Annotated in this window: 10 protein-coding genes; 4 read left to right on the forward strand and 6 right to left on the reverse strand. The window is 67.9% G+C overall.

The genetic code is table 11. The features are described from left to right. Nucleotides 1–34 precede the first annotated feature (34 nt). Together AC1DEZ_RS08075 and AC1DEZ_RS08080 are read left to right on the forward strand one after the other, a co-directional pair. Complete coding sequence (locus AC1DEZ_RS08075; RefSeq protein ID WP_476779315.1) at nt 35–1,792, forward strand: transglycosylase SLT domain-containing protein; 1,758 nt, start codon at nt 35–37, stop codon at nt 1,790–1,792. A 73-nt stretch (nt 1,793–1,865) separates the two neighbouring features. Then, a complete protein-coding gene (locus tag AC1DEZ_RS08080; RefSeq protein WP_476779316.1) occupies nt 1,866–2,144 on the forward strand; it encodes a hypothetical protein in 279 nt (92 codons plus the stop codon). A gap of 114 nt (nt 2,145–2,258) precedes the next feature. Here the strand turns inward: AC1DEZ_RS08080 and AC1DEZ_RS08085 are convergent, their stop codons facing one another. The 6 genes from AC1DEZ_RS08085 to tssK are packed head-to-tail and all read right to left on the reverse strand — an operon-like array spanning nt 2,259 to nt 12,255. After that, entirely contained in the window at nt 2,259–4,310 is a 2,052-nt protein-coding gene (locus AC1DEZ_RS08085) for a serine/threonine-protein kinase (protein WP_476779317.1), read from the reverse strand. Further along, complete coding sequence (locus tag AC1DEZ_RS08090; protein WP_476779318.1) at nt 4,307–5,116, reverse strand: PP2C family protein-serine/threonine phosphatase; 810 nt, start codon at nt 5,114–5,116, stop codon at nt 4,307–4,309. Before AC1DEZ_RS08090 ends, AC1DEZ_RS08085 begins: the two co-directional genes overlap by 4 nt. A gap of 10 nt (nt 5,117–5,126) precedes the next feature. Next, nucleotides 5,127–5,834, reverse strand: a complete 708-nt coding sequence (gene tagF, locus AC1DEZ_RS08095; protein WP_476779319.1) for a type VI secretion system-associated protein TagF — start codon at nt 5,832–5,834, stop codon at nt 5,127–5,129. Between the two features lie 4 nt (nt 5,835–5,838). Next, nucleotides 5,839–9,468, reverse strand: a complete 3,630-nt coding sequence (gene tssM / locus AC1DEZ_RS08100; RefSeq protein WP_476779320.1) for a type VI secretion system membrane subunit TssM — start codon at nt 9,466–9,468, stop codon at nt 5,839–5,841. Nucleotides 9,469–9,478: 10 nt separating this feature from the next. Next, nucleotides 9,479–10,921 carry a type VI secretion system protein TssL, long form gene (gene tssL / locus AC1DEZ_RS08105; protein WP_476779321.1) on the reverse strand — a complete coding sequence of 481 codons (1,443 nt, stop codon included), beginning with the start codon at nt 10,919–10,921 and terminating at the stop codon, nt 9,479–9,481. Beyond that, complete coding sequence (tssK, locus tag AC1DEZ_RS08110) at nt 10,918–12,255, reverse strand: type VI secretion system baseplate subunit TssK (RefSeq protein WP_476779322.1); 1,338 nt, start codon at nt 12,253–12,255, stop codon at nt 10,918–10,920. The genes tssL and tssK overlap by 4 nt, the downstream gene beginning before the upstream one ends. 193 nt (nt 12,256–12,448) lie before the next feature. Here tssK and AC1DEZ_RS08115 point away from each other — a divergent pair, with 193 nt between their 5' ends. Further along, nucleotides 12,449–12,952 carry a PAAR domain-containing protein gene (locus tag AC1DEZ_RS08115; protein WP_476779323.1) on the forward strand — a complete coding sequence of 168 codons (504 nt, stop codon included), beginning with the start codon at nt 12,449–12,451 and terminating at the stop codon, nt 12,950–12,952. 67 nt (nt 12,953–13,019) lie between these two features. After that, nucleotides 13,020–13,808, forward strand: a complete 789-nt coding sequence (locus AC1DEZ_RS08120; protein ID WP_476779324.1) for a hypothetical protein — start codon at nt 13,020–13,022, stop codon at nt 13,806–13,808. Nucleotides 13,809–13,840 lie beyond the last annotated feature (32 nt).

Genomic DNA, 13,840 nt, shown 5'->3' on the forward strand with positions numbered 1-13,840 from the left:
TTGCGCCACGGACGATGAGGCGCGGACCATCGGGATGAGCGAGCGCTTCCGGCAATTCCAGGCGCTGTTTCCGGAGGAGGCCTGCCTCGCCGAGCTGATGCGCCTGCGCCATGGCGGGACGATCATGGCCTGCCCGGCCTGTGGGCGCGGCGCCTCGTTCGAGATGCGACTGAGGCTGCGGGGCTTCGCCTGCAACCACTGCCATTACATGATCCACCCCGCCGCCGGCACGCCGATGGAGAGCCGGCGCACGCCTCTGCAGCTCTGGTTCTTCGCCTTGAAGACCGTGGCCGAGCAGCCCGGCGCCAGCGCGGCTGCGGCGATCGCGCGGGAGGCCACCGTCCCACAAATGACGGCGCAGCGGCTCGTCGACCAACTTTCGGCGCTCGGCGAACGCAGCAATGCGGCCTGGTTCGCAGATCTGCGGCGCTCGGTCAGCAATGGCACGGGCTCGCCAATGGGTGAGCTGGTTCGCGCCCAGCCAGCAGCGCCGCCGGTCATCGCACCGCTCGGGAAGGCGGGCTCTGCCAAGCCCGCCGGACCGGCCGCAAAGGCGCAGTCATCGGTTTCGGCGCCTGCTTCGGCTGTAGGTTCGCCAGCGCTTGCAGCGAAGAAGTCTGCTTCGCCTGAAGGAGGAGCCGTCCAGGCTCCGGCGCCGAGGAAGGGTCTTTCCCGAGGCGCGGCGATCGCTGTCGTGGGAGGCGGCATCGCCTGTATCGCGGCAGCGGTGCTCGGCCTCGCATATGCGCGTTTGCAGCAGCCGGAGCGGCCGTTACAGGCCGCGACGGAGGATGTCGCGGCGACGGATGCTCCCGCCCTCAAGGACGGCCCGGCCCGGCCTTCGCTCATCCTGTCCTCGGTCGAGCAGGATTTGGAGGGCGCCCGGCAGGCGGCTCAGTTCGCGCTCGACAACGATCCGTCTCTGGCCGCGATCAAACCGCAGGAGGATCAGCCGACGCAGCAGGTACCGGTCAATCAGCTGCAACTGCCGTCGAACATTCTGCTGGTGCCCCCGAAGATGCAGGGCGCGCCGACGGGGCCGGTCACGCCCAGCGGCGCCCCGCAACCGCCGCCGCAGATTTCCAGCGGCGATCCCGACCAGATCCTGACCTTCGGGCCGATCAAGATTCGCCGGCATCTGGTCGACACGATCGTGCGCGCGAGCAAGATCGTTGGCGCCGATCCGACGCTGCTGATGGCGGTGGCCGACAAGGAATCCTCCTTCTCGACCGCCGTGAAGGCTCAGACCTCCTCGGCGACGGGGCTCTATCAATTCATCGAGCAGACCTGGCTCGGCGTGATCTCCGAATTCGGCGCCAAGCACGGGCTCGTTCCGGAGGCGAAGCTGATCGGGCGCTCCGGCCGGCAGTTCTTCGTCTCCGACGGGGCGCAGCGCCAACGCATCCTCGACATGCGGCGCGAGCCCTATATCTCGGCGCTGCTGGCCGCGGAGATGCTCAAGCGCGACACGTTGCGGCTCGAGCGGGCCATGGGACGCCATCTCACCGGCGGCGAGATCTATCTGATCCACTTCCTCGGCCCGGACGCGGCGCAGACCTTCATCGAGACGATGGAGGAGACGCCGGGCGTCAAGGCGGCGGAACTGCTGCCCAAGCCTGCCCAGGCCAATCGGCCGATCTTCTATGCCGATGCCGGGGGCGAGACCAAGACGCTCTCGGTCTCCGAGGTCCACAAGAAGTTCAACGACATGATCAAGATCAGGCTCGATCGTTACAGCGCGGTCAGGCCGAGCATGGGGCCGGGGCTGGCGCGCCCGCAGCCGAAGAAATGACGTGTTTCGCCGCGCGCGATCCCGCCTGCGGCCATTTCCTCCCGCCTCGGGAGGCCTCGAAAGGAGAAAGCTCATGCCGGCGAACCGTTTCGAGCAGGTCGACGCGCCGCAGGCCGATGCGATCACGCTCAGCCTGAGCGAGCGCGGCGGCGAGGCCTTCGGCCGCGTGCTCTGCCCGGCCGAGTTGGCCACCGGGCATCTGGTCAATGATTTCGTCAGTGACGAGCTGTCGGCGAAAGACGCCTTCCGCACGGCGATCCGCCTCGCCAACGAACTGCGGGCGCCGATCGTTGTCGCGGATGCCGACGGCGTCTGGCAGGACGAGTGGGGCGTGCTCTATCGGGAGGAGTGAGGGAGAGGTGCGCCGGGCAGGCTCCGTCATGCTCGGGCTCGACCCGAGCATCTCCTGCAAGCGATTCTGGAGTCTGCGCTTCGCTCCGCCCGAGAATGACGCTTCGCCCGGAACCTACTCGATTCGGAAATACTTGATGGCGAGGCCGAGCTTGCCGGTCTGCCGGGCCAAATCGAGCTTGAGATTGGCGAAGAATTCGTTGGCCGGCGCCGGGTTGGGGCCGGAGAGGGCCGGCAGGGGCTCCTGGCTGACGAGCGCGAGCACTGTCTGCGGACGCGCCGCCCCGCCGGTCGATTCGAGCTTGAGGTTGAAAGTGACCTTGCCGCCTTCGCGCTTTATGAAGCTCTCGAGATTGTAGACCAGCCCGTCGTCGCCGATCAGCACGACATCCAGGTTCTGGCCGCCACCGGCATCGACCGAGCCGTTGAGGGCATCGCCGCTCTTCATGTTGAAGGCGCCGATCTGCAGGCGGGGGCTGCGATCGATCCCGATGCCGGGCTGGCGCAGGAAATCGACCATCGGGCATTGAGCGCCGGTGACCGGGCGCAGGTTGATCTGGGCCTCGAAGCCCTGTGCGGCCTTGAAGGCGTTGTCGAAGGCGATGAAGGGTGCCGCGGCGCTGCCGAAGCCTTCCAGCGTCGCCCTGCGGTCGCCGATCTCCTGCGGCCAGAGGAAGAAACAGGGGCCGCCGTCATAATCGCGAACATAGCGCTCGACGCGTTCGGCGGGCGTGCGCGGCTCGGGCTCCCGGGCCATAGCTGGCTGGGCGTGCGAAGCCGGCGGATTCGCGGGCGGGATGGAAGGCGGTGGCGGCATGACCGTGGCCTGAGGCTTCTCGGCGGGCTTCGCCTCGGGCAACGGCGGCTTGACGGCAGGCTCGGCAGCGGGCGGGCGCGAAGGCTGCGCCGGTTCGACGTTGGTTGCGGTCTGCGGCGTTCCAGTATTCTGCGGCGCCGGTGCGGCAGGCGGTGGCGTCGCAGGCGACGCAAGGGCCGGTGCGGCAGGCGGCTGGGCTGTGGTGCTGGGGGCGGGTGCGGATTGCGGCGGCGGCACCGCTGGAGCTTCCGCCAGAGGTGGCACGCCATTGCTGGCGGCGGTGCCGTCGGCGGTCGAAGACGGCCGCTCGGAGAGGGAAGGCGGGGCGGCCTGCTGCAGCCGCGCCGTCTGGGCCGCCTGGTCGGCCTGCAGCGTGCTCCAGGCATAGAAGCCGCCGCCAGCCAGCAATGCCAGCACCCCGACGCCCGCGACGAGCGCCATCGGCGAGCGCGCCTTCCCGGTTGTGCCGGATGAGGCTGCGGTCCTCTTTCCTGCCGCAGGAGATTGCCAGGCCGCGACCTCCGCCATGTCGGCCGGGCGGTCCTTCGGATCGGGCGCCAGCATGCGGGCGAGCAGCGGACGCAGGCGTGCATCGACGCCCGAGAGATCGGGCAGGCGGCGGCGTTTGTCGAGGATGTCGACCTGGGAGCCGCCCATATCGACGGCGCGGCCGGTCACGGCCTGCGCCAGCACCAGCGCGAAGGAATACATGTCCGAACGGCCGGTGATCTCGCCGCCGTAGAGACCGAGCTGTTCGGGCGAGACATAGTTGTATTTGCCGGCGAAGCCGGAGCCGATGACCGTGCCTTCGCCGAGGATGCTCGAACGGGCGATGCCGAAATCGATGATCTTTGCACGGGAGGGGTCGCCGCCGGGCAGGATGATGTTGTCCGGCGAGATGTCGCGGTGGACGATGCCGAGCCTATGGGCGGCGTGCAGCCCCGGCGCGACGCGCTGGCGCAGGATGTCGGCTTCCTCCAGCGTCAGCGGCCGCTCCTTGATGCGCTCGGAGAGCGGCTGGCCGTCAACGAATTCCATCGCCAGATAGGGCGTCTCCGATGCGGGGTCGATGGCGAAGACGTAATAGCGGACGATCGCTTCGTTATAGAGGTTGTGCAGGGCCGCGGCCTCGCGCCGGAACAGGGCGATCACGGCCTCGTCGCGCGCCATGTCGGGCCGAATCATCTTGATCGCGACCGCGTCGCCGGTCTGGATGGCGCGGCCGCGATAGACCTCGCCCATGCCGCCGACCGCGATCAGGCTCTCGATCTCGTAGATGCCATTGAGCCGCGTGCCGATGCGGGCATTCGCGCGCGGCGCGAAGACGGTGCGCTCGGAGTCGTCGCTCATGGCGTGGTGCTCCCTGGCGTGCCGGCGCCCTGCACGCGCCGGTTTGGCATCCAGAGGGTCTTCTCTGGCGTGCCCTGCCGATAGCGGACGATGACGATCGTGACGTTGTCGTGCGCGCCACGTTCGAGCGTCAGCGCGAGCAGGGCGTCGCAGGCGGCCTGCGCCCCGCCGGCCTTTACGGCCTGCAGGATCTCTCCGTCGGCGACATGCTCGGTCAAGCCATCCGAGCAGAGGACGAAGGCGTCGCCATCGGCGATCTCGCCGTTTTCCAGATCGAGCTCCGGGCGCTCATGGACGCCGATCGCATGGGTGATGACATGGCGGCGCGGCGAGCGCCTGGCTTCGTCGGGTGTCAGCAGGCCACGGTGGACCATGTCCTGTACCTCGGTGTGATCCCGCGAGACCTGCGCGATATGTCCGCCGCGGACGAGATAGATCCGGCTGTCGCCCGACCAGAGGCAGGCGAAATGGCTGTGGTGGATGAGCAGCGCGACAAGGGTTGCGCCCATTGTCGCGCCGTGCCGATGGATCTCTTCGCGCAGGGTCTGGTTGGCCTTGAGCACGCTGCCTTCCAGCATGGCGAGCAGATCGGGCGCCGAGCTGGCCGTTCCGACCGCTTCCAGCGCCCCGACCACGGTCGCGCTGGCGAGCGCGCCATTTTCGTGGCCGCCCATGCCATCAGCCACGGCCCAGAGGCCGATTTCGGGGCGGAGGATGAAGTTGTCTTCGTTGGCCTTGCGCACCTTGCCGGTGTGGCTGATGCAGCCGGTCTCGAAATCGGAGGCCTCGCGCGGGGTGTCGATCATGGCGCAACCCTCATGAGCCGATGCGCTCGGGTTGGAGATGGGCATCGAAGCGGCCGGTCAGCAAGCCTGAAAACAGATAGGGGTCGGGCAGGGACTGTCCCGTCAGCGCCAGCGGCTCGAAATTCGGCCCGCCGACGGTCCAGAGATAACAGGCATGGGCATAGGCCCGGGCATGATCTTCGACGCGCAGGGCCGCGAGCCGTTCCGGGAAGCCGGAGGTGATCGCGGCGCTGACGATGGTGCCGTCCGAGAGGCGCACCATGTCCTGTGGCGGGGCGGCGAGATGATGGTCGTTGGGGACGGGCAGGGCGGTCAGCCGCTGCGCCACGGCTTCGTAGCTTGCGCCCGGATCGAGCGCCTGCAGCAGGAAATCCTCGACGGCCTCGAACCATTGGTCCTGCGGGTCTAGCTCGGGCGGCGGGATGGCAACGCCTTGACCGGCGGCGGCGAAGACCGTCAGCGGGAAATAGCGGCCGACGCCATCGACCGAGGGCATGAAGGCGCCCGCCACCGTCTGCCCGCCATGGGCGCCGCCGAGCCAGAAGCGCCAGATCGGGGCGTTGAGATAGGCATCCTGCCAACGACTGCCGAGTTCGAGCCGGCTCGCGGTCAAGCCGCCCTGCAGCCATTTCTCGTAAGGCCCGAGGAAGCCGGAGGGAGCGTTCAGCGCGATGAAGTCGCGCTTGGCCGGGAGCTTGCCGAAGAGGCCGCAGGCCACCCTGTCAGATCCCCGAAGGGCAGCGGATCTCCCGCAGCGCCGGCAGGATCAGCGGGTTCTTGAGCGAGCCGACGCCGAAGGAATAGCCGACCTGCCGGCCGCCGGCAGCGAGCGTGAAGCCGACATTGTCGCCCTGCTTCAGCACCGAGCCGGCATCGAGCAGGCGGAAGAACGACCAGGTGCCGTCCTTGTCGAAGAGCTTGGCCTCGCCCTGAGGTCCCTGCGAGCCCGAGGAAAAGAAGCCGCCGCCGAACATGCCGCCGGAGTTGTTGCTGCTGCCGCCGCCGAGCGTCAGCGTTACCGCTGTCTTGCCGACGCCGCCGCCCGGCCACATCACGGGGGCGGGCGTGTTGACGCCCTGCTGGCTGGTCACGGTGAAGCCGTTGATCTCGAGCTTGGCGTTGGAGGCGTCGGCCGATAGCGCCGTCGGGGTCACCACCATCTGGAAGGAGGGCAGGTTGCCACCGGTCGGGAAGAACGCCTCCTTGATCTCGCTGGCGCGCTGGAATTCGCGCAAGGTCGTCGGCGACAGCGCGCGGGCGATGCGGCTGTCGGCGCGCCAGCCCCATTGCGGCTTGGAGGTGTCGACGAAGGGCTCCAACCGCTCCTTGTAGAATTTGTCCATGATCTGGCCGGGCGCGAAGAGCCGGGCGAAATCGGCGAGCGGCACGTCGCGGGCGCTCGCTTTGGTGAAGGGGTAGCGGTTGGTGACGATCTCGTTGCAGACGCCGGTGACCTGCTCGGCGAGTGCTTGCCTGAGCAATGCGACAGTGGCGCCGGTCGCATCTCCCTCGAAGTCGTTGACCGCCTGGATGATCATGCCGTCGAAGGGGGCGGGGTAGCGCGAGGAATTGGCGCGCAAGGTCGCGATCAACGGCACCAGCGTGGCGTTCGCCGCCGCCGACTGGGCTGGATTGGTCGCGGCGGTGGCCAGGTTCTGGTTGATCTCTGAGAAAGTCTGCAGCAACTGGTCGACCGGCCGGCGGCCGAGATCGCCGTCGACAAGGACGTGGAAGGGCTTGAACTGGCTCTCGATATCCGCGCCGAGCGTGACGTCGTTGCCGCCGGCAAGCACGCGGTCGACGCCGGCCGAGGCCATCGGGAGGTTGGTGCCGAGGCGGCCGAGCGCTTGGCTGGCACGCTGGTCGAGCGTCTGCGCCGCGTTTTTCGCGAGTGTCTCTGCCACGGCCTTCTTCGCGTTGGGACGTTCCTTGGTGAGCTGTGTCTCGTCGCGCAGGGATTCGAGGATCTGCTTGAATGGCGAGGTCGCCGCCGAGATGGCGCTGAGGGCGACGTAGCGCGGCTTGTCGGCGTTGAGGGGACGCAGCTTCAGCCGCTTCAACGTCTTCTGCCAGGTCGCGATATAGTCGCGGCTGTAGAGCTTCATCAGGTCCTGGAACAGCGTGGCGTATTGGGACGTGATCGCTTGCTGGTCGACATTCTCGCCCAGCACCCAGCGCTCTTTCTCGATGCGGTCGCCGATGTCGCCGAGCCGGCCGATGAAAGCGTTCTGGAAGCCGTCATAGGTATAGAAATACGGCACGCGGATCTGGTCGAGATCCTCGCCGCTGACGCCTTCGAAGACCAAGCGGACGTCGGAGCCGCCGCGCTGCGAGACGACCCAGTCTTTCTGGCTCTCGCTGCGGGCCTGCGTCCTCAGCAGTTCATAGGCGCGCTCGGCGATGCTGAGGCGGCGCAGGGTGCGCTGGCTCTGCTCGATCAGCGACTGGTTGAGCTTGACCATCGGCTCGGTATCACCCTCGTCGAGGTCGAGCATGGCGGTCAGGTGTTCCTCCAGCGCCTCGCGGCCCTTGGCGTTTACGGGGCCGGGGAAGAGGTTCTCGGCCCAGTCGAGCCGCATCCAGGACGTCACGAGGTCGCGGTCCAGCTTCGCCTGGCCGCCGATCATCATGTAGACCTTGAGCGCCTCGTAGACGAAGCCGGGATTGTTGGCCTGCTGCTCGAGCTGCTCCTCCAGGCGGAAGATGATGCGCGGTCGCAGCATCCGCTCCAGCGCCTGCTGATAGGTGATCTCGGCCGCGTTCTGCAGGCGCTCGCGCTGGCTGAGCCCGAAGGTGGCGAGCGTCGGCGTCGGCTCGTCCTGCGTCGCATAGCCGGCCGGCATGTTCCGGAGCTTGTGCAGCAGCGGCAGGATGCGGCTGAAATTGCGGTCGGAGATCGTGGTTTCCTGCAGCACAGGCGCGGCGGCGCTGCGATAATCCGAGAGGCCGTAATTCGTCGCGGTGATCAGGTCGCTGTTGCGCGAGAAGCTCGTCCACCAAAGGCCGAGGGCTGCGAGCGACAGGAGTGCGACGGCCGCAAAGCCGGCGATGCGCAAAGCTGTCGTGCGCCGTGCGGCGCCGAGATCGGTCGAGACCCAGCCCGATTCGCCGATCACAACCTTCTGGATAAGCTCGGTGAGGAAATAGCTCTTGCCTTTGCCGGAGAAAGCGGCCGCGCCAGCATGATCAGAGCCGAAATTGCGCGAGAGCGCGCCGATCAACTGGTCGATCGGCGTTCCCTCCTGCGTGCCCGAGGTGAAGTAGAAGCCGCGCAAGGTCGCGTTGGCGTGGTAGCGCGTCTGCTCGAAGACACGGGTGAGGAAGTCGACGATCGAGCGTTTCAGCGTCGCCATCTGGCTGGGGAAGCCGAAGATCTGGGCGCGCGAGGTCGGGTTGTGCTCGTCCTGCAAACGGTCGGGCAGGCGCTCGTTCAATCGCTCGATCAGCGCGTCGTATTCCGGCGGCACATCACCGATCATGTTGCGGGTCTTGTCGGCGGTCTGGAAGGTGTGGCCCCAGACCATGCGCCGCTGTGGCTCGGTCAGAGCGCCGAAGAACTCGTTGAAGCCGGCGATCAGGTCGGCCTTGGTGAAGACGGCATAGACCGGGAAATCGACCTTCAGCCGCTCGTGCAGTTCAAGCAGGCGAGACCGGATAGCGTCGGCATGGGCGGCGATCTCTTCCGGCGATGAGGTCAGCAGGTCCTCGACGCTGATCGCCACAAGCACGCCGTTGATCGGCTGGCGCGGGCGGTTGGTCTTGAGCAGGTCGAGGAAGGCGAACCAGCTCGTCTTCTCGGCCTTGGTGTCAATGTCCTGCGTGGTGTAGCGGCCGGCGGTGTCGATCAGCACCGCATCCTCGGCGAACCACCAGTCGCAATAGCGCGTGCCGCCTGCGCCGGCGACTGCGGCGGGCGTCGTGCCGCGCGCCAGCGGGAATTTCAGCCCCGAATTGACCAGCGCAGTCGTCTTGCCGGCGCCGGGCGGGCCGATGATGACGTACCAGGGCAGGTCGTAGAGATAGTCCCCGCCGCCCTTGCCGCGCGCGCTCTTCAGGGTCGTGAGCGCGTCCTTCATGGCGCTGGAGAGGGCAGCGCCGTCGCCGGTCGACTCCTCCTTTTCCAGCGCCTCGGTCAGCGCCGCGGTGGCCTTGCGGCGGCGGACGACGATGAGAGCGATCCAGCCGAGCGCACCCAGGAGCAGCAGCACGGCGATCGGCATCCGCACCCAGAAGGATTCGAAGGGCCTGACCTCGCCGAAGGCGAGGAAGGGGCCGCCGAACCAGATCAGCGCTGCAAGCGCGAGCGCGCCGATCAGGATGGCGAGGATGCGGAGCCAGGTGGCGAGATTCATGCGCGCCTCCTCAGCCCTGGCGCTGGATCAGGATTTCGACGCGCCGGTTCTGGGCGCGACCGGCGGGGGTGGCGTTGGGGGCGATCGGCGTGTCCGCACCCTTGCCCTCGAAGCCGATGCGGTCGGGCTTGCTGAGCTTGGTTTTCAGCATGTCGCCGACCGCCTTGGCCCGCGCCTGCGAAAGCTCGACATTGGAGGGGAAGCGGGCTGTGCGGATCGGCACGTTGTCGGTGTGGCCGACGACCTTCACCGCGCCACCCTCCTGCTCCAGCACGGCGGCGATGCGCTCGATCAATGGCTGGAACTCGGCGCGCACGGCGGCCTGGCCGGGCTCGAACAGGGTGATGCCGGTCAGGCGGACGATGACGACGTTCGGCGTCACCAGGCAGACGATCGGCGGCTGCACCGCGGCGCAAACCTTGGGCGGCTGTGGCGGAGGGGGCGGAGGCGGCGGCGGGGCCGAGAAGACCTTGCGCATGATCCCGACTTCGCCCTTGGGGTGGACCGAGAGCAGGGCGGTCGAGGCCGCTTCGGCATTGCCCGAGAGCAGTGCGCGGAAGACGAAGTAGACGCCAAGCAGGGCGACGCCTGCGATCGCCGCCACCGACCAGACCGGGATCTTGAAGCCTGCCACGGTGGCGGCTATCGCCTGTCCACGCCAGCGCGGCGACAGTTCCGGATCGGGCTGCTTCACCCGGCGCAACGTCTCGAACAGGTTGCGCTGGATCATCTGCAGGTTGTTGGCGCCGCCCGCGGACGTCCGATGGATACCCTGGAAACCCAGCGCCAGGCAGGCATGCATCAGTTCCAGGAGATCGTAATTGACCGACGGATCGGCCTTGGCCTTGTCGAGCATCTCGAAGAAGCGCACGCCGCCGATACGCTCGCCGAAGAAACGCGAGAGCATGCTGTACTGCGTCCAGACGTGGCGGTCGTCGCCGGGGATGTTCTGGACGATGTCGTCGGCGGTTGCAGCCAGCACATATTTAGCAGTCTGCGCCGTCTCGGCCGATACGCCGGCGGCGCGAACCTCATGCTCGAAGGCTTCGATGGACTCACCGACCTGGCCGAGGAGCTGGGCGAAGGGAGCGTTGGAGAGATTCGCCCGCATCCGTCCGAGCAGAAGCAGCAGCGGGCCTGCGGCGCGCAGCAGCGGATTGGCGTTGGGCGTCAGCAATTGCTCGCGGCGCGGCAGGGATTGTCCGCCGCCGGGAGGCGGCGGCGCCTGCGGACGCTGCGGGATCGGCGCCGGCTGCGACATCCACTCGTCGCCGCCGCCGGGCACGCCGGGCGAGGGGACCTGCGGCGGCTGATAGGGCTGGGGTGCCGGCGGCGGGCCCGGCGTGGGCGCGGCGGGAGCGGGCGGCAGGGGCGTGCGGCGCCCGCCGGGGTTCGGCCGGATGATGGTTCGCTCGGAACGGCCGAACGGGTCGGACGAACCGTCGTTGCTCATCGCCTGCCCTCCAGAACGGCCCAGAGCTCGAGCTCGAGATCGGGCCAGTCACCGGAAAAATGCATGCCGATCGAACTCGCCGTACTGAACTCCGGCCAGAGCGGCGAGGTGCGGTCGAGATAGAAGTATACATGATCCGTGAGTGCGCGGATCTGTGGCGGTGGCGTCGGCAGATGGACGAGATTGATGCCCGGCAGATGGGCATGGACGATCTCGTTCATCTTGGTGTTGGGGCCGACCTTGAAGAGCTGCGGGAACTGCGCCTGGATCTCGGTCAGCGGCCGGCGCGCCGCGACTTCCAGCACGAGCGTCGCGTTGCGCACGAGGCTGCGGTCGCGGATCGTCGACATGAAGGCGTTGGGCGCGCGCTCGACGATCTCGAGCCGGATGGCGCGGCGGCCGAGATTGGCCGAGAGGTAGTCCTGGATGTCGCGCACCACCGGGGCGAAGCAGTTCTCCAGATCGTCGTGATCGTAGGCTGGATAGTCGCGGGCGCGGCGCTCGGCCGTGGTGAAGGTCGCGAGCTCGCCGGCAAGCGCGAGGAAGGTCGTGAACAGCCGCTCGGGATGGATGAAGCGCGAGCGGCGCATATGCTTCAGCACGGGGATGCTGCGGTTGAGGAGCTGGAGCACGAAATAGTCGGCGCTCTGCAAACCGCCGCCCGCCGTCGGGTCGGCGGCGTAGCGGGCGAGTTCCTCCAGCTTGTTGTCGATCCAGCCGATGACGCGGTCGAGCCAACCCTCGATGACGGGATAGGCCGAGCAGACCAGCACCGGCGGGGCGAATTTCTCGTCGAAGAGCACGGCGCGGTCGCGCACTTCGAGGATGCGGCCGAGAGCTAAGCCCACATAGCCGGCCTTGGCGGTCTTGCGCAGCTCCAGCGCCAGGCGCGGATGGGCGACGTCGATCTCCTCCTCGGTGCGCAGCGATGCGGTGGAATCGATCAGCATTTCGTTGGCAGGGACATAGCGGCTGGCCGAGCCGTTCAAGGCATCCTCGACCTCGCGCGTATTGGCGGCGGCGAGCGGCAGCGAGAGCCAGACGAGCTGGCCTGCGGCGTTCTCCGGCACCTCGATCGCGGCCGGCAGCGGGGCGTTGTCCGGCATTGCGAAGGGCGTGCCGTCCGGCATCACGCCGACGGCACGGCGCAGGCCGATGCGGCTCTGCTGGGCGAGGTCGCGGTCGATCTCCAATACGGAGAAGCCCCACGGATAGGGCGTGATGGTCCTGACGCGGCTTTCCAGCAAATTCTCGAGGTAACGATCGCTCTGCTGGAAGTGATGCGGCCTGAGGAACAGCCCCTCCGACCAGACGACCTTGCTGTACCACGACATTCCGGTCTCGCTCACTCGAAGGCAGGCATGGCGAGTTTATCCGGGCGATAACCCAGCGTCACCAAGGGAATGCTAGCGCGCCCGCGCGCCGGCCGCCGTCATTGACTTGAAGGATGCGGCGTCGGGAAATTCGGCGCAGTGCTGTCGCTGCCGAACCCGTTCCGGCCAGGGAGCGATCACCGAGGGAGCGATCATGCCGAAAGGGCCTGCGGCTCGCACCACCGACCCCGTGATCCACCCCCTGCCGGGCATTCTTCAGCCCGGCCCAGGCAGCCCGAACGTGCTGATCGGCAGTCTGCTGGCCTGGCGCGGCGTCCCGGCCGCTGCGGCCGCGGCGATCCAGTCGGCGAAGGCATCCGCAGACGCGACCGTCCAGGCGGCCGAGGCCGCGACGCTCGCCGCTGCCGGCACTCCCGGCGCGCCGGCCGCCCTGGCGGCCGAGATCGCGACGAAGAACGCGGTCTCCGCCAGCATGGGCGCGCTGATCACCGGCGCCTCCGGCGGCGCCGACATTCATAACTGCCTGACACCCGTGCCACCTCCCGTGCCGCACGGTCTGGGCGTCGTCGTCGATGGATCGCAGAGCGTGCTGATCAACAATCTGCCGGCCTGCCGGATGGGCGATACGATCGTCGAGGCGCTTGGGCCGCCGAACAAGATCATCATGGGCCTGCCGACGGTCGTCATCGGCGGATGATCCCGGATCGATTCAGGAAAATGGCGCAAGCCGTTGATCGCGAAGCGCTTCCTTTGCTGGTGACGCGATGGGCAAGAACAGGCGGACGGTTCCGGACAGGGACGAGGCGAAGAGCGAGCGCTTCCGCCACAAGATCGTCCAGCGGCTTTCTTCCGACCAGCGCCGTGCGCTGAACCATGGCATGGCCCGCAATGGCCGCGTGGCTGAGGCGCTCTGCTTCATGGCGCTGATCCGGGATCCGGCCCGGCGCAAGCGGCCCCTGCTGCCGGTGCCCAATGTGAGCTGCACGGCGGCGATCCGCCAGTTCTTCCGTGCCGACGACGGAGAGCAGGCGGCGCATCTCCTGCCCGGGCAGATCTCGATCGACGGAGCCTTTCCCTGGCTGTTTTTGTCGGGGCCGGCGGCGCGGCAGCTCGAAAACCTCTTCGCCTATGTCGAGCCGCTCGGCGCCGACTACAACAAGGCCGATTCAGCCGCCGAGGCGAATGGTCTGACCGACGCCTTCGCCGACGCCTGTCGGCAGATCCTGGCGGCCAGAGGCGATCCGGTCGGCGACATCCTGGCGGCCTACAATCAGATCTGGCAGCCGGAGGCGCTCGCCGCCTTCGCGGCGGCAGAGGCGCAGAAGCGCAGCAAGCCGACGCCGCCGCCGATCGTCTATGGCGAGCCCGGCGGCCTCGAATACGGCATGATCATGAACTTGGACGAGCGCGCCGCGGCTTTCGCGGACGAGTCTATCTGGGCGACCTATGAGCAGCTCAGCATCCTCGGCTACTACAAGGCGGCGATGGACGAGCTTCCGCGGCAGCTCCAACCGCGCGCGATCCGCGAGATCCTGGCGCTGCCGCCGGCTTGACCTGCTGTGGCGGGCGGGCGAAGCCGGCGGCT

It is taken from the genome of Allobosea sp. 10L422 (assembly GCF_056395345.1).